Source organism: Paracoccus sp. P2 (assembly GCF_046335115.1).
Lineage (GTDB): Bacteria > Pseudomonadota > Alphaproteobacteria > Rhodobacterales > Rhodobacteraceae > Paracoccus > Paracoccus pantotrophus.
In genome coordinates this window covers 27,006-51,384 of sequence record NZ_JBGOSN010000004.1, presented here as the reverse complement: position 1 = coordinate 51,384, position 24,379 = coordinate 27,006, and the positions used below count along the sequence as shown (strand labels likewise).

Annotated in this window: 28 protein-coding genes; 9 read left to right on the top strand and 19 right to left on the bottom strand. The window is 65.9% G+C overall.

Annotation, left to right across the window (positions count from 1 at the left end):
• Positions 1–15: 15 nt before the first annotated feature.
• From ACDP63_RS03740 to ACDP63_RS03700, 9 genes are all read right to left on the bottom strand, one after another.
• On the bottom strand, positions 16–561 hold the full coding sequence (locus tag ACDP63_RS03740) for a S26 family signal peptidase (protein ID WP_058096764.1): 546 nt from the start codon (positions 559–561) through the stop codon (positions 16–18).
• Complete coding sequence (locus tag ACDP63_RS03735) at positions 558–1,043, bottom strand: DUF2840 domain-containing protein (RefSeq protein WP_152367866.1); 486 nt, start codon at positions 1,041–1,043, stop codon at positions 558–560. The genes ACDP63_RS03740 and ACDP63_RS03735 overlap by 4 nt, the downstream gene beginning before the upstream one ends.
• A complete protein-coding gene (locus ACDP63_RS03730; protein WP_152367867.1) occupies positions 1,040–1,294 on the bottom strand; it encodes a hypothetical protein in 255 nt (84 codons plus the stop codon). The genes ACDP63_RS03735 and ACDP63_RS03730 overlap by 4 nt, the downstream gene beginning before the upstream one ends.
• Positions 1,291–2,034, bottom strand: a complete 744-nt coding sequence (locus ACDP63_RS03725) for a DNA-methyltransferase (RefSeq protein ID WP_058096761.1) — start codon at positions 2,032–2,034, stop codon at positions 1,291–1,293. The genes ACDP63_RS03730 and ACDP63_RS03725 overlap by 4 nt, the downstream gene beginning before the upstream one ends.
• Positions 2,031–2,684 carry a ParA family partition ATPase gene (gene parA, locus ACDP63_RS03720; RefSeq protein ID WP_058096760.1) on the bottom strand — a complete coding sequence of 218 codons (654 nt, stop codon included), beginning with the start codon at positions 2,682–2,684 and terminating at the stop codon, positions 2,031–2,033. The genes ACDP63_RS03725 and parA overlap by 4 nt, the downstream gene beginning before the upstream one ends.
• On the bottom strand, positions 2,681–3,856 hold the full coding sequence (locus tag ACDP63_RS03715) for a replication initiator protein A (RefSeq protein ID WP_152367868.1): 1,176 nt from the start codon (positions 3,854–3,856) through the stop codon (positions 2,681–2,683). The genes parA and ACDP63_RS03715 overlap by 4 nt, the downstream gene beginning before the upstream one ends.
• An 18-nt stretch (positions 3,857–3,874) precedes the next feature.
• Complete coding sequence (locus ACDP63_RS03710; protein WP_012092626.1) at positions 3,875–4,156, bottom strand: helix-turn-helix transcriptional regulator; 282 nt, start codon at positions 4,154–4,156, stop codon at positions 3,875–3,877.
• A gap of 538 nt (positions 4,157–4,694) precedes the next feature.
• The gene (locus ACDP63_RS03705; RefSeq protein WP_152367869.1) at positions 4,695–5,972 is read right to left on the bottom strand and encodes a hypothetical protein; all 1,278 of its coding nucleotides are present in this window, start codon (positions 5,970–5,972) and stop codon (positions 4,695–4,697) included.
• A gap of 206 nt (positions 5,973–6,178) precedes the next feature.
• Positions 6,179–6,640, bottom strand: a complete 462-nt coding sequence (locus ACDP63_RS03700; protein WP_082658174.1) for a c-type cytochrome — start codon at positions 6,638–6,640, stop codon at positions 6,179–6,181.
• A 94-nt stretch (positions 6,641–6,734) separates the two neighbouring features.
• Here ACDP63_RS03700 and ACDP63_RS03695 point away from each other — a divergent pair, with 94 nt between their 5' ends.
• The 7 genes from ACDP63_RS03695 to ACDP63_RS03665 all read left to right on the top strand — a co-directional run bounded on the left by ACDP63_RS03695 (position 6,735) and on the right by ACDP63_RS03665 (position 15,093).
• Positions 6,735–7,115: a hypothetical protein gene (locus tag ACDP63_RS03695; RefSeq protein WP_233141200.1), complete on the top strand. Its 381-nt coding sequence runs from the start codon at positions 6,735–6,737 to the stop codon at positions 7,113–7,115.
• A 73-nt stretch (positions 7,116–7,188) separates the two neighbouring features.
• The gene (locus tag ACDP63_RS03690) at positions 7,189–8,697 is read left to right on the top strand and encodes a multicopper oxidase family protein (RefSeq protein WP_058099084.1); all 1,509 of its coding nucleotides are present in this window, start codon (positions 7,189–7,191) and stop codon (positions 8,695–8,697) included.
• Between the two features lie 57 nt (positions 8,698–8,754).
• Entirely contained in the window at positions 8,755–9,726 is a 972-nt protein-coding gene (locus ACDP63_RS03685; protein ID WP_088233772.1) for a cation diffusion facilitator family transporter, read from the top strand.
• Between the two features lie 101 nt (positions 9,727–9,827).
• Positions 9,828–12,233 carry a heavy metal translocating P-type ATPase gene (locus ACDP63_RS03680; RefSeq protein ID WP_088233771.1) on the top strand — a complete coding sequence of 802 codons (2,406 nt, stop codon included), beginning with the start codon at positions 9,828–9,830 and terminating at the stop codon, positions 12,231–12,233.
• A 120-nt stretch (positions 12,234–12,353) separates the two neighbouring features.
• Positions 12,354–12,839, top strand: a complete 486-nt coding sequence (locus tag ACDP63_RS03675) for a DUF411 domain-containing protein (RefSeq protein WP_058099086.1) — start codon at positions 12,354–12,356, stop codon at positions 12,837–12,839.
• A gap of 164 nt (positions 12,840–13,003) precedes the next feature.
• A complete protein-coding gene (locus ACDP63_RS03670) occupies positions 13,004–13,414 on the top strand; it encodes a hypothetical protein (protein WP_058099087.1) in 411 nt (136 codons plus the stop codon).
• A gap of 131 nt (positions 13,415–13,545) precedes the next feature.
• Positions 13,546–15,093, top strand: coding sequence for a DUF305 domain-containing protein (locus ACDP63_RS03665; RefSeq protein WP_058099088.1), 1,548 nt, complete (start codon positions 13,546–13,548; stop codon positions 15,091–15,093).
• 126 nt (positions 15,094–15,219) lie between these two features.
• Here the strand turns inward: ACDP63_RS03665 and ACDP63_RS03660 are convergent, their stop codons facing one another.
• On the bottom strand, positions 15,220–15,624 hold the full coding sequence (locus ACDP63_RS03660; RefSeq protein ID WP_058099089.1) for a DUF305 domain-containing protein: 405 nt from the start codon (positions 15,622–15,624) through the stop codon (positions 15,220–15,222).
• Complete coding sequence (locus ACDP63_RS03655; RefSeq protein WP_058099090.1) at positions 15,624–15,830, bottom strand: heavy-metal-associated domain-containing protein; 207 nt, start codon at positions 15,828–15,830, stop codon at positions 15,624–15,626. Before ACDP63_RS03655 ends, ACDP63_RS03660 begins: the two co-directional genes overlap by 1 nt.
• 160 nt (positions 15,831–15,990) lie before the next feature.
• Here ACDP63_RS03655 and ACDP63_RS03650 point away from each other — a divergent pair, with 160 nt between their 5' ends.
• Together ACDP63_RS03650 and cueR are read left to right on the top strand one after the other, a co-directional pair.
• Positions 15,991–18,552 (top strand): heavy metal translocating P-type ATPase, encoded by a 2,562-nt coding sequence (locus tag ACDP63_RS03650; protein WP_082658172.1) that lies wholly within the window; start codon positions 15,991–15,993, stop codon positions 18,550–18,552.
• 155 nt (positions 18,553–18,707) lie between these two features.
• The gene (gene cueR / locus ACDP63_RS03645; protein WP_058099091.1) at positions 18,708–19,157 is read left to right on the top strand and encodes a Cu(I)-responsive transcriptional regulator; all 450 of its coding nucleotides are present in this window, start codon (positions 18,708–18,710) and stop codon (positions 19,155–19,157) included.
• 27 nt (positions 19,158–19,184) lie between these two features.
• Here cueR and ACDP63_RS03640 read toward each other — a convergent pair whose 3' ends face one another.
• The 8 genes from ACDP63_RS03640 to ACDP63_RS03605 form a co-directional block, all read right to left on the bottom strand.
• Complete coding sequence (locus ACDP63_RS03640; protein ID WP_223191438.1) at positions 19,185–19,295, bottom strand: DUF6127 family protein; 111 nt, start codon at positions 19,293–19,295, stop codon at positions 19,185–19,187.
• 373 nt (positions 19,296–19,668) lie between these two features.
• Complete coding sequence (locus ACDP63_RS03635; RefSeq protein WP_409927697.1) at positions 19,669–20,175, bottom strand: DUF2285 domain-containing protein; 507 nt, start codon at positions 20,173–20,175, stop codon at positions 19,669–19,671.
• Positions 20,132–20,440 (bottom strand): transcriptional regulator domain-containing protein, encoded by a 309-nt coding sequence (locus ACDP63_RS03630; RefSeq protein ID WP_149766091.1) that lies wholly within the window; start codon positions 20,438–20,440, stop codon positions 20,132–20,134. Before ACDP63_RS03630 ends, ACDP63_RS03635 begins: the two co-directional genes overlap by 44 nt.
• A 112-nt stretch (positions 20,441–20,552) precedes the next feature.
• The gene (locus tag ACDP63_RS03625; RefSeq protein WP_149766129.1) at positions 20,553–20,831 is read right to left on the bottom strand and encodes a DNA -binding domain-containing protein; all 279 of its coding nucleotides are present in this window, start codon (positions 20,829–20,831) and stop codon (positions 20,553–20,555) included.
• Between the two features lie 93 nt (positions 20,832–20,924).
• On the bottom strand, positions 20,925–21,176 hold the full coding sequence (locus ACDP63_RS03620; RefSeq protein ID WP_149766090.1) for a hypothetical protein: 252 nt from the start codon (positions 21,174–21,176) through the stop codon (positions 20,925–20,927).
• A 232-nt stretch (positions 21,177–21,408) separates the two neighbouring features.
• Positions 21,409–21,810 carry a single-stranded DNA-binding protein gene (locus ACDP63_RS03615; protein WP_058099094.1) on the bottom strand — a complete coding sequence of 134 codons (402 nt, stop codon included), beginning with the start codon at positions 21,808–21,810 and terminating at the stop codon, positions 21,409–21,411.
• A gap of 704 nt (positions 21,811–22,514) precedes the next feature.
• Positions 22,515–22,931 (bottom strand): hypothetical protein, encoded by a 417-nt coding sequence (locus tag ACDP63_RS03610; protein ID WP_409927696.1) that lies wholly within the window; start codon positions 22,929–22,931, stop codon positions 22,515–22,517.
• 160 nt (positions 22,932–23,091) lie between these two features.
• Positions 23,092–24,027, bottom strand: a complete 936-nt coding sequence (locus tag ACDP63_RS03605) for a DUF2493 domain-containing protein (RefSeq protein ID WP_152367880.1) — start codon at positions 24,025–24,027, stop codon at positions 23,092–23,094.
• Positions 24,028–24,379: the final 352 nt, after the last annotated feature.

Sequence of the window (24,379 nt, the reverse complement as noted above, 5' to 3'; positions counted from 1 at the left end):
GCACTGGACGCGCCGTCACCGCATCGGCGCGCGCCAGACAAAGCGGCCATCGCCGTCTTCGTCGGTGAAAAGCGGGATCGCGTGGCCGATCACCGCGGAGGCGGGGAGCGGGCCGAAATAGCGGCCGTCGAGGCTGTCGCCGACGTCCGGGTTCATCAGGAAAACCTCGCCCTCGGCGATGACGCGGCAGCCCAGCCAGACCGGCAGGTCTCGGCCGAGGCTGTCGTGGTCGCGCGCCTCGCCGAGCGGAACGCCGTTGACGGAGATGGCGCGGCCAGCGCGACATACGCGCTGTCCGGGCAAGCCGAGGACATGCTTCAGAAGCGGCACGTCGCGGGCGACATAGCCGCGCTTGACCATGAACGAAGCGATGGGTTCGGGTGGGATGACGGCGACCAGATCGGGCACCTCGATCCGCTGAGTGGGCGTGACGGTGTAGAAGCCGATGGGCACGCTGGCCGATGCGTTCCAGACCAGCCTTGGCGCGGTCGGAACGAATCCGGTAATGGCGATCCCGAGCGTGGCAGCCGTTGTCGCCATGACATAGCGAAAGCGCGTCATGGGGCGATCTCCCGGCGCCGGAGCCATGCCTGATGGCGCTCGGCGGTGTAGGGTCGCGGCGCTTCGCCCGCGTTCATCCAATGGGCAACGTGCCGCCAGTGATCGGGATCGACCTGGGCGGGATCGACGCCAATGGCCTCGATCCCGTCGACATGGCGGAGGACGGCCTCGACCTTCGGCCAGCCTTCGATCTTCAGCAGGATTTCGCCGCCCGGACGGGCGAAGGGCAGCGTCTGATAGGACTCGCCCGGCGCAACCGCGCGCAGGATGTCGAGGCGCGAAATGATCGTGCCGTGGTCGTTCGCCGCCCAGCGGACGAACGCGAACACCGCGCCAGGACCGAAAGAGACGATACGGCGGTTGCGGTCGAGGAGCTGCGTTCCCGCCTCATGGCCGAACCTGATCCAGTATTCGGTCCTGCCTTCCACCCAGGTCAGTTCCACGCGGGTCAGATTGTCGTCATGGGCGTCGATGCCGTTCATGGGCGGTCTCCCGATATGTCGGGAAACTCGCGCGCCAGCAGGTCGCGCAGCATGTCGGCGACGGTGATGCCGCGTCTGATCGCGGCGATCTTGATCCGCCCGCGAAGCTCGGGCGTGATGTCAATCGTCAGCCGGGCGGAATGGGCGGTTACGGCGCCATCTCGCGCTGGTCGCGCATCGCCGGCCCTGATCCAGCCTTCGGGATCGGCCGGGCGGGCGGCGAAGCCGCGCTTGTCGGCGCGGGCCGTCATGACGGGCCTCCGTCATGAAACGGCAGCACGGTGGCGATGCGCGCCCGCGCGCGCTCGGCCATGTCGGGGTCGATCTCGCAGCCGATATAGCGCCGGCCGGAAAGCCGGCAGGCTTCCCCGGCCGCGCCGGAACCGGCGAACCAGTCGCCGACCAGGCCACCTTCCGGGCAGCTCGTGCGGATCAGAATTTCCAGGAGCGCCGCAGGTTTCTCGGTCGGATGGATGGCGCGGCCATGACAGTTGCGCAGGTAGATGACCGAGCGCATGAGGCGCGGCCCGCCGTCATGGCTGACGTAATGGCCGGCGTCGATCTTGCCGGTATGGGGTGGGCGCCGCTTGCGCCGGACGGTGCGGGCTGTTGCGTCGGGCGTGGTCTGGACGTCGTTGTAGATGTCGCGCCATGTCGTCTCGGCGGGATAGAACTGCACCGCCAGTTCATGCACGCGCTTGAAGCGGTCGGCATGAAAGCCGGTGCCGTTCTGCTTCTCCCAAACCACCTCCTGCGCGATCCGCAGGCCCGCATCAGTGAAGCGGTCCGCTGTCGCCATGAAGCTGCGCAGCGAACCGAAGACCCAGAGCGAGCCGGTCGGCGTAAGCGCGGCGCGCGCCAGCCCGACCCAGCCCTCGACACGCCGATCCCAGGCGAGCGAGGTGCCGCCATAGGGCGGATCAGCGAGGATCATGTCGTAGGGTGCGTGCCAGGGCATCTGTTCGCGGCAATCGCCGGTGAGAATCGTCATGCCGACGCCCTCCCGATGCCCAGCCGTTCGACCTCGGTAGCCAGTGCTGCGATCTCGCGCGCCGCAGGTGATCGGGCGTCGATCTCACTGGCGAGCCGCCCGGTCTGCGCGGCGTCGGCGAAGACGACGCGCTGGCCGATGGCGCTGGCGAGTAGCGGGGGGTCGTGGTCCGCCAGCGTCTCGGCCGTTTCGCGGGCAATGACGGTGCGCGAGCCGCAGCGGTTGAGCACGAAGCGCGCGACGAGCTGCGGGCGATAGATGCTCGCTTCCGTCAGGAGGGCGAGCATCTCGGCCGAGGCCCAGCCGTCGAACGGCGATGGCTGCACCGGGATCAGCACGAGATCGGCGGCGAGCAGCGCCGAGCGCATGAGGCCGGCGACGCGCGGCGGCCCGTCTATGACGATATGATCGACATCGCGGGCAAGCTCTGGCGCCTCACGGTGCAGCGTATCGCGCGCCAGGCCGAGTGTGCCGAAGGCACGGGGCAGGCCCTCACGCGCGCGTTGTTGCGACCAGTCGAGGGCGGAACCTTGCGGATCGGCGTCGATCAGGGTGACGCGCTTGCCACCCTGCGCCAATTCTCCGGCAAGATGCAGCGCCAGCGTCGTCTTCCCGACGCCGCCCTTCTGGTTGAGGAGCGCGATGATCATTCGCACCCCCCCGGCAGATCGAGAGGCAGGCGGGGTGTGTCGGCAGATTCAGGAGCTTCTGCCGCGCCTCGATCACATGCCGGTCGAGGCGGTGTCAGGGCACATGAGGCCCTCTCCTTCGCGGCTCTACCGAGGTTTCTGGCGGTGTCGCGGATGAGGTTTTCCACATCGCGCGCGCGCTCTTCAAAGTTAGACTCTTTGTTAGACTCTAAGTTAAGGGCGCGATTTCCTGAATGGGTTCCGGGTGTTAAGCCCGGTTTCGGTTCCTGATAGCACGAGCCTCCGGTTCCCGATAGCACGATAGTCCGGGTTCCTGATAGCACGAGGCCATCCACAGGTTTTCCACAGGGCGCGACCGGCTCGAAGGCCAGCAGCATCCGCCCGCCAACCTCAGCTTCGAGAAACAGCGAATAGCCCGGCAGAGGCTGGCGCCGGATGATGTCGCGCAGCTCGAAGGCGAAGCGCTTGAACGGCGACAGGCTGCCGGATTTCTGGTGAAGGTGACGGAAATCGAACCGCCAGCCATCGCGCTGGCGGCCGCCGTGCTTGCGCACCAGGCGATAGAGCCAGCGGTCAAGGCCGCCGGTTAGGTCGAAATAGGTCCGGTCGATGGTCAGCACGAGCGCATCGTCGAGGACGGCCTGGTAGAACCAGTCCGGCACGATCATCTCGATGCCATCGGGTCTGCCGCTATGGTCGGTGCGTTCCTGCCATTCGTTGATCCAGGAGAAGCGATGCCGGCGCCCTTCGACCGGCTGGCGGATCGAGGTGGAAATCGTGGTCGATTGCAGCCGGTCGAGCGCCGCCTTCAGGCGCTGATAGTCGCGCAAGCCGGTGCCGCGCCCGACATAGGTGAGAATCTCGTAGGGCGTGGCGGCCATCAGCCGGGAGGTGCGAAGGCCGCTGTCGCGGGCTTCGACGATCTGGCTCGCCGCCCAGATCAGAATATCGGCGTCCCAGATCGTGGCCATGCCGTGATCGGGAACAGCCTCGACCCGGATGGAGACATTGCCGGCGGCGAAGTCGATGGGCGCGATGCGCTTCGACTTGGCGAGGGAGAAGAAGGGATAGGCCATGAGATCCTGCGCGTCTCGTGGCGCGAAATCGCCGGGGAGCGCCCTGAACAGGTCGAGTTGCCCGCGCTCGGAAAGGGATCGACGTCGCACCGTCATGAAGAAAACCGCGAGCGGTCAGCGGGCGTAACGACCAGCCTGCGGGCCGGACGGAAACGCATGACGCTTGGCGGGCAGCACGGAGCCGCGCGGATCGGAGGTGGAGGTCACCGCGCCGCGCTCGGTCCAGGCCTCAAGATCGTCGATGGCATAGACCACACGGCCGCCAAGCTTGCGATAGGCTGGCCCGGTTCCGTAGGTGCGGTGTTTTTCGAGCGTCCGGGCCGAGAGGCTGAGAAAGGTCGCGGCCTCTTTGGTCCGTAGAAAACGCGGCGGCAGGACGACGGGTTCATGTGGCATGATCGGGCCTCCGTGGTGTTGCAAACGGCCACTGCGGATCAGCGGCGGGCAATGACCACGGTGGCGAAGGAAGACCGGCGAGGTGCAGGGCGAAGTTGGGGGGTATCGAAATCGCCCACCATCAGGGGCGAAAGATACCCCCTCCGTATCCGCGACGAGAGCAGCACGGAACTATTCTGAGGGCGATAGCTCGATTTATTCTCCCCCTCACGAACGCCACCGGCATCGAAGTATTCGGGCCGGCGATCCCGAAAAGCCGAAAAGCACACAATTTCAGCTTGCTGTAAGAAATTCACCAACCGGCACAGTCATCAGGTCAGGAGAGTATCGGTCCGGAGAAACCGCTTCCGGACCTCATGGCAGCGGGGTCAGTGTTCAGCCGCCCGAATAGCCCTCGAAAACAACGAAAAAATCCGGCCGCAACCGGATCGGGAGAACGCTTTCGCGAGGGCAAGTGCCGGAGGGGATGCGCCTGATGTTGAATGCTCCCCAAATTAATGCATTGATATATTAAAGCCAAACCCCGCCAGCTCACGCTTCAGATCACGAACACGGGCGCGAAGCCGCCCCCTGGCGTCCTGAAGTTCGTGGTCTGACCTTGATAGAGGCGCGCGGCCACCAGAAGCACCTGGCCATCATATGTATACAGACGCACGTCCATTTTGCGCGTCTGGGGTATCTCGTCGATCCTGATCATGCGCTCGCTGGGGCGGACCAGCGTCTGAGCAACGTATCCGCCCTCCGCGATCTCCGCCCAGACCCCTTTCGTCAGCTTGTCGCCACGATATACCGCCTTGCCGCCATGTCCGCCGGTCGGCTTGAAGAACAGGTCCCTGCGGGATTTCCAAAGTGCGTCAGCGTTGTCAGGACTGACCAGCACGGTGCGTGGAACGGCATCAAGCAGGGCGCGAAGTCTCGGTTCCACGCCCCAGGCCTCCAGCGTCGCGGAATTCGAAAGAAGCGAAAGGTTGCGCTTGTCTGCAAGGAGCGCGTGATTGTGCGGATTCGGCGTCACGACCACCGCGCCATCCCGGTAGGCTTCCTGCAATGCCTTGTGCTCGGGCTGATCGAAGGCGAAATCGGTGACCCGGTTGTAAACGAGGTCGATTGTCTTTCCATCGGCGCTGAGCCGACCATCGTCGTAGCGAAGGTGACTGGCGTCGGCGATGATCGCGTCTACCCCTCGTGCCGCGAAAACTTGCCCCGCGAGCACGAACTCGGGGTAGAGATACTGTTCCGGCGGACTGTCATCGACGATGGCGATGCGTTGTGGCGCGCCCGTTCCCCGCTGCCGAATCCATTCGTTCTGGAACATGCGAAACGCCGCGTCCTCGAACGATGGCAGCGTCGGGGGGATATCCATTTCGGTGCAACACGCGCGCTGCGCCCTCGCAAGAAAGGCATTGAGAAACGCCCCGCCGGCGTTGGTATTGATTTCGATCAAGCGGGGGCCGTCTTCGCCAAGATGGAAGTCGTAGCCCATCAATGCCCCGAGCGGGCCATGATCCGCCCGCGCGATTTCCGGCACCCAAGAGAGGACTGCGGCCTTGTATGCCGCGAGTTGGGCGGTGGTCTCCACAGCCACTGCGATCGCGCGCATCTCATTGACGGCGGTGGCCGAAAGGAACACCGGCACGTGCGAGAACAGATGGGCCTTGGGGCGGATGAACGTCTCGAAGAACGCCGGATCACCGGCCTCGCGCTCCATCGCTTCGCGCAGCGATGGAAGGTCCATTGTAACGCAAAAGCAGCTCTTGTTGAGCCGCTCCGTGCGGTCATGAACCCGCTTCGATGAACTGGAGCCGGGATTGTTCATCGAGGGAAAACCCGAGGCGGCGCCAAGATCGAGCGCGCTTCAAATGCCAAGTAAGCCATGAATAATCCCACGAACATCCCTCCCAAAGGTTTCGCCATCAGGTCGATCCAAATATGCCGCTTCTGTTCGGCGGCCTCAACTGTGACCGGTGGGCCTCGGGAAATTGCACTGCCGGTCGCACGGGCAGCTCCATCCCGAAGGTGCCATCAGTGTGGTTGCGACACATTCTCCTGGTAGGTCCGCTCGCGCTCTGGCCAGGTGCTCTTGATATAGGCGAGGACAGCCCGGATCTCGGCGTCGCTGAGAAGATCGGCAAACCCCGGCATGTCGCTCTCATAGCCGCCCCCGACGATGGCGGCCGTGCCTTCCCTGACGATGCGGAACAGGATGTCATCGGGATGGTGCCACGTGTGGCCGCCGGCATCGTGCGGTGGCGCCGGGAGACGTCCGGATGGAAGGGGCGTCTTCCAGTCCGGCTGCCCCTCGAGCTGCGCACCGTGGCAGGACGCACATTGGTCCGCATAGACCTGCCGGCCCTGTTCGATGACTTCTGCGGATGCCGCGGCGGGGGATACCGTGCGGACCTGATGCCACCCAACGAGGATCGCCAGGATCAGGCCGCCGAGGAGCAACCCGAGCCACAAGATATTACGGAGTTCATTGCGCATGAGTTGCATGACTGCTGGTGAAGAATTTCAATCGGCTACATGCCGAAATTGAATTACTGCCAGAGGCGCGACGCCGGGGGCAATGGACATTCCCGTGACCAGCGCCTATCTTTCCGGCATGTTCGCGCGCCTCGTCACCATGCTTGCCGTCCTCGCGATCGCCGTCATGACGACGGCGACGTCCGCGCACGCGGCGCGCTTGAGCGCAGAACCGGATCACTCGGTGCATGTCGGCGAGATGATGCAGGTTGCGGCCGGCAGCGAAAATCCCTGTGATGGCGACCAGCACTGTGGCTCAGGCGATGCCGAAGCCTGTGAGTTGCTTTGCGTAGGTTTTTCGGTCTTCCTGACCTCGCCGAGCGAAGGCTCTGGCAGCGATTACGCGCCTGCCAGCCATGACCTGCCGACCGGTGCAGTGCTTGCCAGTCGGGCACCTGGGCTGAACGAACGACCTCCCAAGCTCCGTCTCCTCTGATTGCGTCCGGGCTGGAGCCCGCGGCGTTCTGTCGGTTTTGATGAACGGGACAGGCTGTCCCGAGGAGACGACCATGAATACCCTTTCACGACGCGGCTTTCTTGCCGCTGGCGCAGCCGTGCTGGCCTATGCGCATCTGCCCCGGATCGCGGCCGCGCAGGGCGCCGCCCCGCTATCATTGCACGCCGCTAGCCGGACGCTGGACATCGACGGTCGCGCCGCCACCGTCTGGGGTCTTTCCGGACCCACCGGACAGGGCCTGACACTCAACCCCGGCGCGCGCTTCCGGGTGGATCTGCGCAACGATCTCGATGTTGACACGCTGATCCACTGGCACGGCCAGATCCCGCCCAACGCGCAGGATGGCGTGCCCGACATGCCTTTGCCGATGCTCGCCCCCGGCGAGACACGCGCCTATGACTTCGCGCCGCTGCCCGGCACCTACTGGATGCACGCGCATGTGCCGCTGCACGAAATGCGCCTTCTGGCAGCACCGCTGATCGTGCGCAGCGCCGAGGATATCAGCGCCGACCGTCAGGAAGTAGTGCTTTTCCTGCATGACTTCTCGTTCAAGGCGCCCGAGGAAGTGATGGCCGAGATCCTCGACGGCCATGGGACGGCAGACGGCCATGGAGGCGGCCACGGCGCGGGCATGGGCGGCATGGCGGGTATGGATCATGGTGCCATGGGGAACATGCCGATGGAAGGCATGGATCACGGCGCCATGGGCGGCATGATGGGGATGGGTGCCATGGACGCCATGGCGATGGACCTCAATGACTACGACTGGGACGCCTATCTTGCCAATGACCGCACGCTGTCGGACCCCGAGGTGGTGCAGATCGAGCGCGGCGGGCGCGTCCGCCTGCGTGTGATCAACGCCGCCGCGGCGACAGTGTTCTGGATCGAGACCGGCGAGGCGCAGGCGCGGCTTGTTGCGGTGGACGGACATGCGGTTCAGCCGGTTTCTGGCACGCGCTTCGGCCTGGCCATGGGCCAGCGGCTCGATCTGGAGATCGACCTGCCGAACGAGGGCGGCGCTTGGCCGATCCTCGCGCTGCGGGAAGGCGCGCGTGAGCGCACCGGCCTGATCCTTGCCACGCAGGGTGCCGAAATCCGGCGCATCGATGCCGTGGCTGAATCGGAAGCCCCCGCCTTCGACACCGATCTGGCGCAGGAGTCGCGTCTGCTCGCGGCGGAGGCGCTGCCGGATCGGCCGGTGGACCGCAGCCATATGGTGATGCTGGGCGGCTCGATGCAGCCCTATGTCTGGACGATCGACGGAGCCGTCTGGGGACAGCATCGCCCGATAGCCGCGCGCAGTGGTGAGCGGGTAGTGCTGTCCTTTCACAACATGTCGATGATGGGTCACCCGATGCATCTGCACGGGCATGTCTTCCAGGTCGTCAGGCTGAACGGACGTGCGGTCGCGGGCGCGTTGCGCGACACGGTCTATGTGCCGCCGATGTCGATGGTCGATGTGGCGCTCGACGCCGGTGAGGCGGCGCGCTGGATGTTGCATTGCCACCACATGCCGCATCTCGAAACCGGCATGATGACCGAATTCGCGGTCAGCGCATAGGCCAAACCGAGAACGCCGGATCCCGACGTTCTCCCTCAGCAACAAGGAGGCGGACTCATGTCGATGTCTCACGGCGGCCATGCCGGTCACATGCCCGTGGGCGGCGATCGCAAGGCGCTTGTCATCTCGGGCTGGCTCACCGGCCTTTACTTTGTCATCGAGCTGGGAATCGGCATCTGGACGGGCTCGGTCGCCGTCATCTCCGATGCCTTTCACACCTTCTCGGCCGTGGGCGGCGTGCTCATCGCGCTGGTCGCGCTACGCTTGACCGAGCGGAAATCCAGCCCGGCGCGCACCTTCGGTTATGTCCGGGCCGAGATCCTCGGCGCCCTTTTCAACGGCCTGTTTCTCGTCGCGATGGCGCTTTTGGTGCTGTGGATGGGCGCGATGCGCCTCATGGAGCCGATCGAGCTGGCCACGACGCCGATGCTGTTTGCCGCTGCGGGCGGGATCGCCACCGAGCTTGTCGCGCTCTGGCTGCTGTACGAGCGCCAGAAGGGCAACCTGAACATGCGCGGCGCCTACTGGCACATCCTGCAGACCTTCGTCGGCAGCTTCCTGATCATCATCTCTGCGCTGGTGATCCGGTTCACGGGCTTTATGGCCATCGATCCTCTGCTTGGCATGGCCTTCGGACTGGTGCTGCTCTGGGCCTCCTGGGGCATTCTGCGCGAGGCATTGCACATCCTGCTGCAAGGCACGCCGGAAGACCTCGACCTGGAAGCCGCCATCGAGGCCATCCGGCAATTGGAGGGGGTGACGGACGTGCATCACGTCCATGCCTGGAGCCTGACATCCGGGCGCAATGTCTTCTCGAGCCATATCTGCGTTCGGAACTGGCAGGACGGCGAGCGGGTGCTGCGGCAGGCGAACAATCTTCTGCGCCAGCAGTTCAACATCTACTTCTCGACGTTGCAGATCGAGGAATACTGTCTCGATGGTGAGGAGACCGCGGCCGACATCGACATCACGCGGTCACATGCCGGGTCAGGACGGGCCAGCGTCGGAAAGGTCCACGGTAGTCACTGACGGCAGGAACTCCGGAATCCAATCACCTCTTGACCTTCCAGCGATTGGAAGGCGCAGAACAGACGAAACGCAAGCTCAGGAAACGCCGAGGAGGCGTGAACATGACCAGCAAGACGGAACACGATCACCAGAACCAGACTCACGCCCATTCGGCCCACGGACATGTGCATGATCACGCGCATGACCACGCAGCCGCCGCGCAGGACGACACGCACAAGGTCAAGGACCCGGTCTGCGGAATGATGGTCGATCCCCACACGACCCAGCACAAGGCCGAGCATGCCGGTCGGCCATATTACTTCTGCTCGGCCGGGTGCCGGGCGAAGTTCTTGGCCGAGCCGGAACGCTATCTCGATCCGGCCGCCGCGGCGGCCAAGGCAGAGCCGGTTCCCGAAGGGACGATCTACACCTGCCCGATGCACCCGGAGATCCGGCAGGTCGGGCCCGGATCATGCCCGATCTGCGGCATGGGGCTGGAGCCGGTTCTGGTCAGCCTAGAGGCAGAGCCGAATGTAGAACTGATCGACATGACGCGCCGGTTCTGGATCGGCCTTGCTCTGACGATCCCGGTGTTCGTCCTCGAGATGGGCGGGCATCTTTTCGGGCTGACCCACGCCATCGGTCAGCAGGCCTCGAACTGGCTGCAACTGCTCCTCGCCACGCCAGTCGTTCTCTGGGCGGGCTGGCCATTCTTCCAGCGCGGCTGGCAGTCGCTGGTCAACCGCAGCCTCAACATGTTCACCCTGATCGCCATGGGCACCGGCACGGCCTGGATCTACAGCGTCGTGGCGACGCTGGCGCCGGGCATTTTTCCTGACCAGTTCCGCCAGCCCGACGGCTCGGTCGCGGTCTATTTCGAGGCGGCGGCGGTCATTACCGTGCTCGTGCTGCTCGGGCAGGTGCTGGAGTTGCGCGCGAGAGAGAGCACCAGCGGCGCGATCCGCGCGCTGCTCGACCTTGCCCCCAAGACCGCCCGGATCATCCGCGACGACGGCACCGAGGAGGAGGTTCAGCTCGACACCGTTCATGTCGGCGACCGCCTGCGGGTGCGGCCCGGCGAGAAGGTTCCGGTCGATGGCGAGGTGCTCGAGGGTCGCAGCGCCGTCGATGAATCGATGGTGACCGGCGAGTCGATGCCGGTGACCAAGGAGGTCGGCGCCACCGCCATCGGCGGCACCATGAACCAGTCCGGCGCGCTGGTGATCGAGGCGAAGAAGGTCGGCCGCGACACCATGCTGTCGCAGATCGTCCAGCTTGTCGCCGAGGCGCAGCGGAGCCGCGCGCCGATCCAGCGGCTGGCCGATCAGGTCTCCGGCTGGTTCGTCCCGGCGGTGATCGTGGTCGCGGTGCTCGCCTTCATCGCCTGGTCGATCTGGGGTCCCGAGCCGCGCTTCTCGTTCGGTCTCATCGCGGCGGTCTCGGTTCTGATCATCGCCTGCCCCTGTGCGCTGGGGCTGGCGACGCCGATGTCGATCATGGTCGGCGTCGGGCGCGGCGCGCAGGCGGGCGTGCTGATCAAGAACGCCGAGGCGCTGGAGCATATGGAGAAGGTCGACACCATCATCGTCGACAAGACCGGCACCCTGACCGAGGGCCGGCCCGCCGTCACCGCCATCGTTCCGGCTGCTGGCTTTACCGAGGAAGAAGCCTTGCGCCTTGCCGCCAGTGTCGAACGCGCCAGCGAGCATCCGTTGGCGCTGGCCATCGTGCGGGCGGCCGAGGAGCGCGGCCTTGAACTCGCACCGGTCGCGGATTTCGACTCACCCACCGGCAAGGGCGCGCTCGGAGTGGTCGAGGGCAAGCGCATTCCCCTTGGCAATGCCAAGTTCCTCGCCGAGCAGGGCGTCGATGTCGCGCCGCTGGCCGATGAGGCCGACCGGCTGCGCGAGGACGGCGCAACCGCGATCTTCATGGGGGTGGACGGGCAGGTTGCGGCCATCTTTGCCATCGCCGATCCGGTCAAGCCATCGACGCCCGAGGCGCTCGCCGCGCTCAAGGAGCAGGGCATCCGCGTGGTGATGCTCACCGGCGACAACTGGACCACGGCGAAGGCCGTCGCGCGCCAGCTCGGCATCGACGAGGTCGAGGCGGAGGTGCTGCCCGACCAGAAGAGCGCGGTCGTGCAGCGGCACAAGGCGGCGGGCGAGGTGGTGGCGATGGCCGGCGACGGCGTCAACGACGCCCCGGCGCTGGCCGCTGCGGACGTTGGCATCGCCATGGGCACCGGCACCGATGTGGCGATGGAAAGCGCGGGCGTCACATTGCTCAAGGGCGATCTGACCGGCATCGTCCGCGCCCGCAAGCTGTCGGAAGCGGTCATGGGCAATATCCGCCAGAACCTGTTCTTCGCCTTCATCTACAACGCTCTGGGCGTGCCGGTCGCGGCCGGGGTGCTGTATCCGTTCTTCGGCATCCTGCTGTCGCCGATCATCGCGGCGGCCGCCATGGCGCTGTCCTCGGTCAGCGTGATCACCAATGCCGCTCGGCTGCGGAGGGTGAAACTGTGATGCCCGCTGGCGCGCCTCTGCCGGCACCATGCCGCAGCATGCAAGCACCTGCTCACCCCTTCGTGCGTCGCGCCCGGACCGTGACGGCGAGATAATGAATCCATGAAACGAGGTTTGACGATGAGAAACGATCACCCCATCAGCCGGCGCACCGTTCTGGCCGCTGCCGGCGCGCTGCCCCTGCTGATGTCCATGCCAAGGCGGGGACATGCCGAAGCGCTGCCGCTGGTGAGCGTCAGCAAGGATCCATCCTGCGGCTGCTGCGATGGCTGGGTCGCGCATATCGAGGCCGCAGGCTTCCCGGTGAAGGTGGTAGAATCCTCCGATATGGACAGCCTCAAGCAGCGGCTCGGCGTCCCGGCCGAACTGGCCTCCTGCCACACCGCCGAGGTGGGCGGCTACGTGGTCGAGGGCCATGTGCCTGCCGCAGCCATCCGCCGCCTTCTGGCCGAGCGGCCTGACGCGACGGGGCTGGCCGTTCCCGGCATGCCGGCCGGCTCGCCCGGCATGGATTTTCCGGGCGTCGATCCCGAGCCCTATGAAGCGTTCCTGTTCGGCCCGACCGTCCGGAGCTTCGGGCGCTTTCTCGGTCCACGGGAAATCTGACACGGGGCTGCCGACATGATCGCCCGACTTGCGAATGATCCGAAACAGCACCTGGCCGAGGCGGCTTGCCTCCGTCAGCGGGGCGGTCTCGCGGCGTCGGGTGGCGGGAGACGTGAACGCGACATCGCACTGGCCCGGCGTGCCGCCGGGAAGGAAAGTGGCGCATGACCGGGCGGGTGCGAGCTGCCTTCCGGGTGAGATGCGGCCGATTGCGCCAGTTTGCGGTTTGCATCCTGCTGCTTGCCATCGGCGCCCTGGTTCTGCAGGTCCCGGTACATGCCGGCCCCGCCGGACACGCCATCCACCAGCAGCAGGTCGCCGCCACGGCAAGCCACTGCGCCCAGCCTCACCTGCCGGACGAGCATGGCGCAGATCAATCGGCAGGCTGCCTGAACGAGGACAGTGGCCAGGGTCCGGCGGACTGCTGCCAGATCTGTCTGGCCGCCGCGGTTCTCGTCGCGCCGCCGACGTTCGGCCCGTCCGTGAACGGTGAGGTTTTCACGGTTGTGCGCACTGATCCGCACGACCGATCACCCGAAGGCATCCTGAAGCCGCCACGTCTCATCGCTGCGTGATGCGCAGGGATCGCCGCGAGGACGAGAGACGTCTCCGGCCGCTCCGCGCAAACCCGAAAGACAAACGAACAGGATGGAGAGCCGCGCCCGCAAATCCGGGCCGGTGCTCCGGAACCAGAGGATGAAATCCAATGAACCGAACAGCAATCGTAATCGCCCTTACTGTCAGCCTGCTGGCAGGCCTGCCAGGCGCTGCTCTCGCGCAGGCCGGACATGACACCCATCACCCGGGAACCCCGCCCGCACAGGCGGAGCAGGCGCCCGCGCCAACGCCGCCTTCAGGCCAGATGCCCGGCATGCAAGGGATGATGCCCGAGCAGTGCCAGGCCATGACCCCGGAATGCATGGGCGCGATGCGCCAGATGATGCAGGGTGGGATGATGCAGGGGATGATGGGCGCGCCGAACGCCGGGGCGGCCCCGGTTAACGAAAGCCTTCCGGATTTCACCCGGGCCTACGTCGAATCGATGAATGAAATGCACGGACCGATGATGGACGGCGTCATGGCCGACGATCCGGATGTCGCCTTCGTCCGGGGCATGATCCCGCATCATCAGGGCGCGATCGATATGGCCCGGATCGTCCTGCAGTATGGCGACGACCCGAAGACAAGGGAGTGGGCGGAGCAGATCATCGCGGTGCAGGAAGGCGAGATCGCCGAAATGCAGGCATGGCTGGAGGCGAAGGCCGGCGAGGCACCTGCGCCCTTTGGTCAGACCGGCGGGACTGTCTGGTCCGCCAATGAAGGCGGCAATTCCATCAGCGCCATCAATCTCGCCACCGGAGCGGTCGACACGGTTTTGATCCCGATCGCGCCCCACAACGTCGACCTGACGCCTGACGGCAAGCTGCTGTTGGCCGTTGGCGATCCTGCCGTCGAAGGGGATCACGGGTCGGACGGGCATGGGCACGGCGGGGACGGTGCGGCCGAGGGTCTGTTGGTCATTCTCGATCCGCAGAACCTCTCGGCGCCCAAGGCGACCGTCGCGGTAGGCTCGCACCCGGCCCATGTGGTCGCTGACCGGCAGGGGCGCGCCTATGTCTCCTTGGCCGGCGGAGACGAGATCGCGGTCGTCGATCTCGCACGGGCCGAAGTCATCGGGCGTATCGCGACGGGGGACTATCCGCACGGCCTACGGCTCAGCCCGGATGAGACCCAGCTTTACGTGGCCAATGTCGAGGACGGGTCCGTGTCCGTCATCGACACCCAGGCGCTGTCCGAGGTCGCGCGCATTCCGATCGGGACCGCGCCGGTTCAGGTCGGGTTCACGCCCTCGGGCGATCAGGTCTATGTCTCGCTGCGCGACGAGAACCGCGTCGCCGTGATCGACACTTCAACCCGCGAGGTGACGAACAGGATCGACGTCGGGCCGAACCCGATCCAGCTCATCGCGACGCAGGATGGGAAATTCGTCTATGTCGCCAATCAGGGCACCGAGGCCGAGCCGAACGACACCGTATCCGTGATCGACACCGCAATCGGTCAGGTGGTGAAGACCATCACCACCGGCCGCGGCGCCCATGGAGTATCGGCATCGGCGGACGGGGTCTATGTGTTCGTGACCAACATCGCCGACGATACCGTGTCGATCATCGACGTGGGGAGCCAGGAAGTGGTCAAGACAGTGCCGGTTGGCGATCGCCCGAACGGCATCGTCTACGGCGGCCCGGCGCGCTGAGCGATCGGCGCCGGAGTTCGCTCCGGCGCCAGCTACCGGCCAGGCACCGAGCCGCGGTCGGTCAGAACAATAGGGCCCGCCGTCTCATTGGCGGGCCCTCGCTATCCCTTGGGGGGCGCGAGCCTGTTACTGACCGCGGGCGGCCAGCCACTCGCGCATCATGGCGATCTCGCCCTCCTGCGCCGCGATCACGTCTTCGGCGAGGGCACGGATCTGCGGGTCCTCGCCGTGTCCCAACACGACGCGCGCCATGTCGATGGCGCCCTGATGGTGCGGGATCATGCTGCGCATGAAATCCACGTCGGCGTCGCCACTGAACTCGACGGCCATCCCGGCATGCATGCGGTCGTTTGCGGCCATGTAGGCCTGAACTGCCGGGCTGTCGGAGGCAGCCGCACCATGCGCGCCATGACCCATGTCCGAACGATCCGTGATCGTAACGCCTTCATCCACGATCTGCGATTGCGCAACGGCCAGTCCGCCCGCGGCGGCAAGCGCGGTCGCCATGAACAGAACGGACAGCTTGTTCATCAGGCGACCGTCCCCACCGGCGCGACGGGAAAGCCCGCCTCGGCCAGCGCGGCCTCGAAGGCGGCGCGGGGCTGCCCGGAGGTGACGACGACCTTGCGCTTCGGGGGATCGGCCTCGACGTTCGCTGCGGGATCAACCGTGTGAATCGCCCTGGTCACGCCGCACGCGCAGCCGCCGCAGGTCATATTTTCAATGTGGAACTGCATGAGTGCCTCCTGTGGTTCGTCTCATGCAAGGTGAGATAGGGTTTCCCATCGTTGGAAGGTCAAGAGGAAAGAATCGATCCTGACAGGTCTTGACCTTCCAGCGATGGGAACCCTTATTTCCCTTGGCGGATGATGGAATAGCTTCAAGGAGACCCCCTTCATGACCGCCCCAGCGCGAGATCGCGAGCCCGGAGCCGGCAGCATCAATCTGCCCCCGATCAGCCTGTCCATCGAGGGCATGACCTGTGCCTCATGCGTGGGCCGGGTCGAGAAGGCGCTGCGGGCCGTGCCCGGCGTCGCCTCGGCAAATGTCAACCTGGCCACCGAGCGCGCCGACATCCGTCTCAGCGCGCCGGTCGAGCGTGCCGCGCTGGTGGGTGCGGTGGAAAGCGCGGGCTATGACGTGCCCAAGCCCCAGGGTGCGGTCGAGATCGCCATCGAGGGGATGACCTGCGCCTCTTGCGTGGGCCGGGTCGAAAGGGCGCTGCAGGCGGTGCCCGGCGTTGCTTCGGCGACCGTCAACCTCGCCACCGAGCGCGCGACCGTCACGGGCCCGGCCGATGCCGGCGCGTTGCTGCGGGCCATCACCGAAACCGGCTACGAGGCGCGGCTGATCGACGGCGGCGGGGCCGATGAGGCGCAGGCCAACGCCCGCAAGGAGGCCGAGCGCGAGACGCTGCGGCGCGACCTGATCCTGGCGGCGGCGCTGACCCTGCCGGTCTTCGTCCTCGAGATGGGCAGCCACCTCATTCCCGCCGTCCATGACCTCGTCGCGGGCACCATCGGCATGCAGGCCAGTTGGTATATCCAGTTCGCGCTGACGCTGCTGGTCCTCGCCATCCCCGGCATCCGCTTCTACCAGAAGGGCCTTCCCGCCCTGTTCCGTGGCGCGCCTGACATGAACAGCCTTGTCGCGGTCGGCACGCTGGCGGCTTTCGGTTATTCACTTGTCGCCACCTTCGCCCCCGGCCTGCTGCCGGCGGGCACCGTCAACGTCTATTACGAGGCGGCAGCCGTTATCGTGACGCTGATCCTGCTCGGCCGCTATCTCGAGGCGCGCGCCAAGGGCCGCACCTCCGAGGCGATCACCCGCCTTGTTGGCCTGCAGCCCAAGACCGCGCGCGTGCGCCGGGGCGGCCGCGTCGAGGACATCGCGGTGGCCAACGTGGCTCCCGGCGATCTCGTCGAGGTCCGTCCGGGCGAGCGCGTCCCCGTGGACGGCGAGGTGGTCGAGGGCGAGAGCTGGGTGGATGAATCGATGATCACCGGCGAGCCCATCCCCGTCCAGAAGCAGGCGGGCGCTGCCGTGACCGGCGGCACCGTGAACCAGAAAGGCGCCTTCGCCTTTCGCGCCACTGCGGTCGGCGGGGACACGGTGCTGGCGCAGATCATCCGCCTGGTCGAGGAGGCGCAGGGCTCGAAACTGCCAATCCAGGCGCTGGTGGACCGCGTCACCATGTGGTTCGTCCCGGCCGTCATGGCGGTGGCGGCGCTGACCTTCGGCATCTGGTTCTTCTTCGGTCCCGACCCGGCGCTGACCTTCGCGCTGGTGAACGCCGTCGCGGTCCTGATCATCGCCTGCCCCTGTGCGATGGGCCTCGCCACGCCGACCTCGATCATGGTGGGCACCGGGCGCGGCGCCGAGATGGGCGTGCTGTTCCGCAAGGGCGAAGCGCTCCAGCTGCTGAAGGATGCCAGGGTCGTGGCGGTGGACAAGACTGGCACGCTGACGGAAGGCGCCCCCGCGCTGACCGATCTGGAACTGGCCGCCGGGTTCGAGCGGGCCGAGGTCCTGAGCCTCGTCGCCGCGGTCGAGGAGAAGTCGGAGCACCCGATCGCCCGTGCGATCGTGGACGCGGCCGCCGGGGAAGGCCTTACGCTGCCCGCCGTCTCGAACTTCGAGTCGGTGACAGGGTTCGGCGTCAGGGCCGTGGCCGGCGGCAAGCCCGTCGAGATCGGCGCAGACCGCTACATGGCCGAGCTTGGCCATGACGTGGCCGGTTTCGCCAAGATCGCCGAGCGTCTCGGCAACGAGGGCAAGTCGCCCCTCTACGCCGCGATCGACGGCAAGCTGGCGGCGATCATCGCCGTGGCCGACCCGATCAAGGAGACGACGCCGGCCGCGATCGCGGCGTTGCACGACCTCGGCCTGAAGGTTGCGATGATCACCGGCGACAACCGCCGCACGGCCGAAGCCATCGCCCGGCGGCTAGGCATCGACGAGGTCGTGGCCGAGGTACTGCCCGAAGGCAAGGTCGAGGCCGTGCGCCGTCTCAAGACCAGTCATGGGACGCTGGCCTATGTCGGTGACGGCATCAACGACGCCCCGGCGCTGGCCGAGGCGGATGTGGGCCTTGCCATCGGCACCGGAACGGATGTGGCGATCGAGGCCGCCGACGTGGTGCTGATGTCGGGCAGCCTCAAGGGCGTGCCCAACGCCATCGCGTTGTCGCGCGCGACGATCGGCAATATCCGGCAGAACCTGTTCTGGGCCTTCGCCTACAACACCGCGCTGATCCCGGTCGCGGCGGGCGTGCTCTACCCGGCCTACGGGGTTCTGCTGTCGCCGGTCTTCGCCGCCGGGGCGATGGCGCTGTCCTCGGTCTTCGTGCTCGGCAACGCGCTCCGCCTGCGCCGCTTCACGCCGCCGATGGGGACCGATCCGACGGCCCCAGCGACCGCCAGCCCCGCCATGTCCGGCCGGCTTGCACCTGCCGAGTGATCGCCACCCGCGCCGACCGGGGCGCCAGAGTGCGTCCCGGTCATTCCCCTAGCCTGGAAGACCGTCATGACCAATATCACGCACGTCACGCACGACGTCATCTTTCCGCCAGCGGCCGTTCCGCTCATCTTCACCACCAACCAAAGGAGCCACCCATGAACATCGGACAAGCAGCCCACGCCTCGGGAGTCTCCGCCAAGATGATCCGCTACTACGAACAGACCGGCCTCATCCCTCCCGCCAACCGGACCCAATCGGGCTATCGCGACTATTCGGACACCGACGTCCACATGCTGCGCTTCATCCGTCGCGCGCGCGATCTGGGCTTCTCGGTGCCCGAGATCCAGAAGCTCCTGAACCTCTGGCGTGACGGCAGCCGGCAGAGCGGCGATGTCAAGCGCGTCGCTCTTCAGCACATCGAGGAGCTGCGGCATCGGATCGCCGAGATGGAGGACATGGTCACCACGCTCACGACGCTGGCGGACGCCTGCGCGGGCGACCACCGGCCCGACTGCCCGATCCTCTGCGACTTCGAGCAAGCGGCCCCGGAGCATCGGCCGGCACCCGCGAGGGCACCCCTGCCAGGCAGCCGCCCCTCCGTCTGACTGCGGGGCATTGTCGGCCATCGCCGCTTAATCCGGCGGCGCGGCCTCTTCGCCGTCGAGGCCGATATCCGCCAGTGCGCGTTTTGCGCCTTCTTCCGCCGTGCGCGTCAGGATCGCCTCGAACTCGGCGTCCGGCATGCGGACAAAGCCCTGATCGGAACGGGTGGTGTCATCACTTCTCCCTTCCGCCGCTCAACCGACCTTGCAGCCCCAGAACGACGTGTGATCGGCCGCGAAATACCCATCCGCCGCGCGAAAGGTGCCCTGCAACTCGACGGTGTCGCCCTGCGCGAGCGGCGCCATGGTCTGCAGCCAGAGCGCCGTCGCCTCGGAGGCGTGCGCCCCTGAAATCTCGCCCTTTGATCTCGGATTTCGGTCGATCCGTTCAGCACCAGCCGCCCGCGCATACGCGCATTGGTGCTGGAGTTGATCTTGTATAGCAGCGTGGCACCGAAGAGCCACGCGCCCGCGACGGGCGCAACGAAGTGGCTGTTGCCGGCGCAAACCCGCGCTATCGTGGGCGGCGATGACGAAGGAGTTTCCGATAACCGCCGGCGACCATGGAACGGGCGTCACGCAGGAGTGCCTTGATGGCATGACGGGCGGAGGATGCCTGCCATTCGTCCCGGTCGAGACGGCCGGTGTTCAGGAGGACACGCGCGATCTCCTGCTGCGTGGTGCCGGCCCGATGGCCATCGAAAGCCCGCAGCATCCGTCGGAGTCGCTCCCTTTGCTGGCGTGTCAGGCGCGTATCCGGGGGAATCGCGCGTCCATGCAGGGCGGAAAGGAAGCGTTGAACGGCTTCGATCCGGTCGAAACCGGCGAGACTGAGAGGGACGACGGCGACCGCGATCGCATCGCCCTTGAGGGCGCCGTCGAGAACCTGCAGATGCTGCCCGTTGCCGAGCGGGAATCGGAACTCCATACCGGGGTTCTTGACCGAGAAGTCGAGGCGCCAGGTCGGCGGAGCGTCATCAATGCTGCCGCCGAGACCCGAAGGGGCCTCGGTCAGCACCACGACACTTGTGTCCTCGGCCGGAAGCCAGAAAACTGGCGCATCGGGCGGCGGGATCAGCGGATCGACGGGGAAATCGCAACCCCCAGCGCTGCCGGATCCGTTCGGTCAGCGGCTGGGGGTCTCCATGGTCGGCAATCGAGGCTTCAAAATCTGCGTCATAATCATCGTTGCGGCGCAGCCATTCCCAGGCCAGATCGGATGCGGTCAGTTCATCCAGATGGTCGTATTGCGCCGAAGAACGCCAGGTCGATGCGTCAGGGGTCATCGCGGCCTCCCGAATCCACTCAAACGAATAGGGAAGGCTCAGGATTCCCGCACGGGTTGCGTTTCGGAAGTCAGGCGCTGGTCAACAGGTGATGCGCGGCACGCATCACGGGTCAGGTCTTGCGCTGGCTTTCGCGGACCAGCTCCCGGTAGCCCTGTTCGGTCATCCAGTGCGCGCGGGCGAGATGAGCTTCATGGACGGCTCGGCAATGCTCGGGGTCGTGTTCGGGATCGAGGCCAAAAAGAACCTGCACGGCTTCGCGCCAATCGGCGCCATCACGCTCGGCATCGAGCAGGCGCATGTAGAGTTTCATGTGCTCGCGATCATAAGATGTCAGCGTCTGGCTGGACGGCGGTTTGTCGAGATATGTCTGTGTCGCGCGGGCCATCATTCGCTCACGTTCGGGTAACGTATTTGTTAACCATCTTCGGCGGAAGATAGCCATTCCTTTTGACGAGAACCTGACATCACGCGGGCCGCTATTTCACCGTTTGGCGGTGTTGGTCCCATCGTGCTGCAACAACACGCCCTCGCCCTTGTCCGTCGACAGGAAAACGATCCCCGCCGCTTCGAGAGCGCGGCGCACCTGATCGCGGGTGGACTCGAACACCTCGAGCCCGTTTTGGGATTCGAGACGTTTGAGTGCGGTCAATGCGACCTGGGCCTTGTCGGCGAGCGTCTCCTGTGTCCATCCCAGTAACGCACGCGCAGCCCGTGATTGGCGAGCGGTGATCATACATGATCACCTCCCACCGGGATATGCACGCACTCCAGAACTACGGCTATAATAGTCGTTCTTGCTTCGGATGCCAGCCGAAATTCAGGTGCAATTATCAAGGATAGCTAGGCGACTCTCCCGTCCATGCCCGTCTGATTCGGTCGCTGGTCCTTGCCAGAATCGGCGGGCGCGATCCGGTGAAGCAGGGGAGAAACCCGGCGGCTTGCGCCGCCGGGCCTCGGGTTCCCGATCAGAACGGAATGTCATCGTCGTCGATGAACTTGCCGTCGTCGTTCTCGGTCTGCTTCGCGCGGCTCAGGAAATCGACCGTCTCGGCGATGATCTCGCAGCCGTAACGATCGACCCCGGCGGCGTCGGTCCATTTCGTGTAGTGGATGCGGCCGCGAACCAGAACCTTCATGCCCTTGTCGCAATGCTGCTGGACCGTCTTGCCGAGGCCGTTGAAGCAGGTGATGCGGTGCCATTCGGTGTCCTGGACCCGATAGCCGTTCTCGTCGCGCAGGACGCGGCCTTCCGAATAGCGGGGGCGCGAGGTGGCCAGGGTGAAGTGGGTGATGCCGGTGCCGCCCTGGGTGGTGCGGGTTTCGGGGGCCTGGCCGATGTTGCCGGCGAGGATGACGATGTTCTGCATTGTAGGTCTCCGTTGCTCCTCGGAGGGACCGTCCCTCCGACGAGACCCGGCCAAGGCCGTCGGAAGACTCCTGCAACTGCCGCCCTTGCTGCAGCTTGCCCCCAAGGCCCCAGGTGGGGCGGGCAGCCGCGCTTGCGCGGCAACACGGCTGGGAGCCGCGGGGGTTGCTGGTGGAAGCCGAACGGACTTAGGGGATCAGTCAGGCGGAGGGATGGTGCTTTCGAAAGCAGATCGGGGACGCACAGCAGAACCATCGTCCTTGCTGGCGACAGCGGCCAGGCAGGCCCCCTGCGAACCGAGACCACCGGCATGGCACTCGTTCAACCGTCTTTGCCGGTCAACGTCGTGTCCGCCGCCGGAAGGCCCTGTCATCCGCGATGTGATCGAACAGGCTATCGGGTTCTCATGCCCGCTATGACACCGTCCTGCTTCATCGGCCAAAGGCTCGGTCCCACAGCATCGTGAAGGGGCAAGGAAGGTGTTCGCGGAGGCCCCACGAAACGACGTGGACCGATGCAGCGGGGCATCGACCGCACGGGACTGCGGGTACGCACCGATGTCCCATTTCCAGAGCCGGGCGAAGCAGACCGGGTGCGATGGTGACATGCTGCGTCGGACCGACTTTCCGTCTTTGATGGAACGACCGTCGCCCGATGGCGCAAGCTGCCAGTCTTCCTCAGAAGTGGCTGATCGCGTCCGCCGTTTCAGCGCGAGAACAACGACTCGCCGAGGGCGTTCAGATTGACGATGGCCGAGATGCCGATGACAAGGCCGCCCATGCCGCCGAGCAGGTTGAGAACCAGCCCCGAGTCGATGGCGTTCTTGGTGATGCCATAGACAAGGGCATAGCCGGCGATGACGGCGGGCACGGCGAAGAGAGCGAGCGCAATGAGCCGCAGGGCCGGGTTCCTCGCGAAGCCAAGAACCAGGATCACAAGGGCGATCGAGAGCAAAGCGGCACCGATGGCCATGAGGCCAGACATCACGACACCGGCCCCCGCGCCCCAGGCATATTGCGCGGTCGTGATCGCCGCCATGACGGGCAAGGCATAGATCGCCAGATTGTAGGCGATCACACAGGCCGCGATGCTGAGCGAGATGGCGAGCAGGATCAGCGTCATGGAAACCTCCAGAGAACGGTTGGGGATCACGACAGGCTGCCGGGAGATACGCTCCGCCTGCGACTATGCTGCTTCGCCGGTTCTGCAAGGATGTTCCATCAAAGGCGCGGCGGCGTTTTCTGTCAAGGTTCGGCGGCTTAAAGCCGCCAGGCGGCGGGACTTACGCCCCGCCGTCGAACTTCATGACCGGGATGCCGAGCTTGCGGGCCTTGTCGGCGAGATTCTCCTGAATCCCGGTACCGGGGAAGACGAGGACGCCGACCGGCAGCACGTCCAGCATGGCATCGTTTCGCTTGAACGGCGCCGCCTTGGCGTGCTTGGTCCAGTCGGGCCGGAAGGCGACCTGGGGCACCTTGCGGTGATCTGCCCAACGGGAAGCGATCAGTTCGGCTCCCTTGGGCGACCCGCCGTGCAGCAGCACCATCTCGGGGTGCTTGGCATGGACCTGATCGAGCTTCGCCCAGATCAGGCGGTGATCGTTGAAGTCCGCGCCGCCAGTCACGGCAACCTTCGGGCCGGCGGGCAGCATCACCTCGGTCTCGGCCCGGCGCTTCGCGGCAAGGAAGTCGCGGCTGTCGATCATCGCGGCGGTCAGGTTGCGATGGTTGACCATCGAGCCGCTGCGCGGCCGCCAGGCACTGCCGGTGTGGTGCTCGAAAGCCTCGGCCGCGAGGTCGCGGAAGAGTTCCATGCTGGCGCGCCGTTCGATCAGGGTCTGCCCCTCGGCCGTAAGGCGTTCGAGTTCGACCGACTTCACCTCGCTGCCGTCCTGTTCCCGCTGCATCCGGCGCTGCGCCTGCTCGTTGGCGTCTAGATCGCGTTCGACCCGGCTGGTGGCGCGGTGGAAGAGATTGGCGGCCCCCCAGAGCAGCTCTTCGAGATCGGGTTCGAGACGGGTGTCACTGAGCGTCGCCACAAGGGCGTCGAAGATGTCTGTGACGGCTACAGCGACGGTATTGCCCTCGGGGAGCGGCCGGGGATCAGGTTCGTCCTGGAACGGGCGCCAGCCGTAGAGCTGGAGTTCGGTGAGGGCGTGATCGGTCTGGGAGGAGGTGTGGACCGGCTCGGCCCCTGCATATTCGGGATCAAACGTCATCGGTTGCGTCCTTCGTCTGGAGACCGCGCCCATCGCGGCCTTCGCAGGCGTCGAAGCGCACGGGCGGGACGGGTTGACAGCCCTCGCCCGCTCGGCGAGGGCCTTGATGGCCGGGTGCGGCTAATTTGCCTTTCGCGATGCAAAGGCGGGGCCAGAGACGGGGTCCCCACGCGACCTGTCGCGTGGGGTGGCTCCCCGCCGACGGAAATTAGTCGCTCCCGGCCATTGCCTGCCCGTCCCGTTTGTGCGCCGATCGCCCTCTCGAGACAGGCCGTGGGTGCGGGACTCTCCGGCGGTGGATGCACCTGCCGATGGCAAGCGAACGAAACCGGCAGAGGCCGAGCCGGACCGA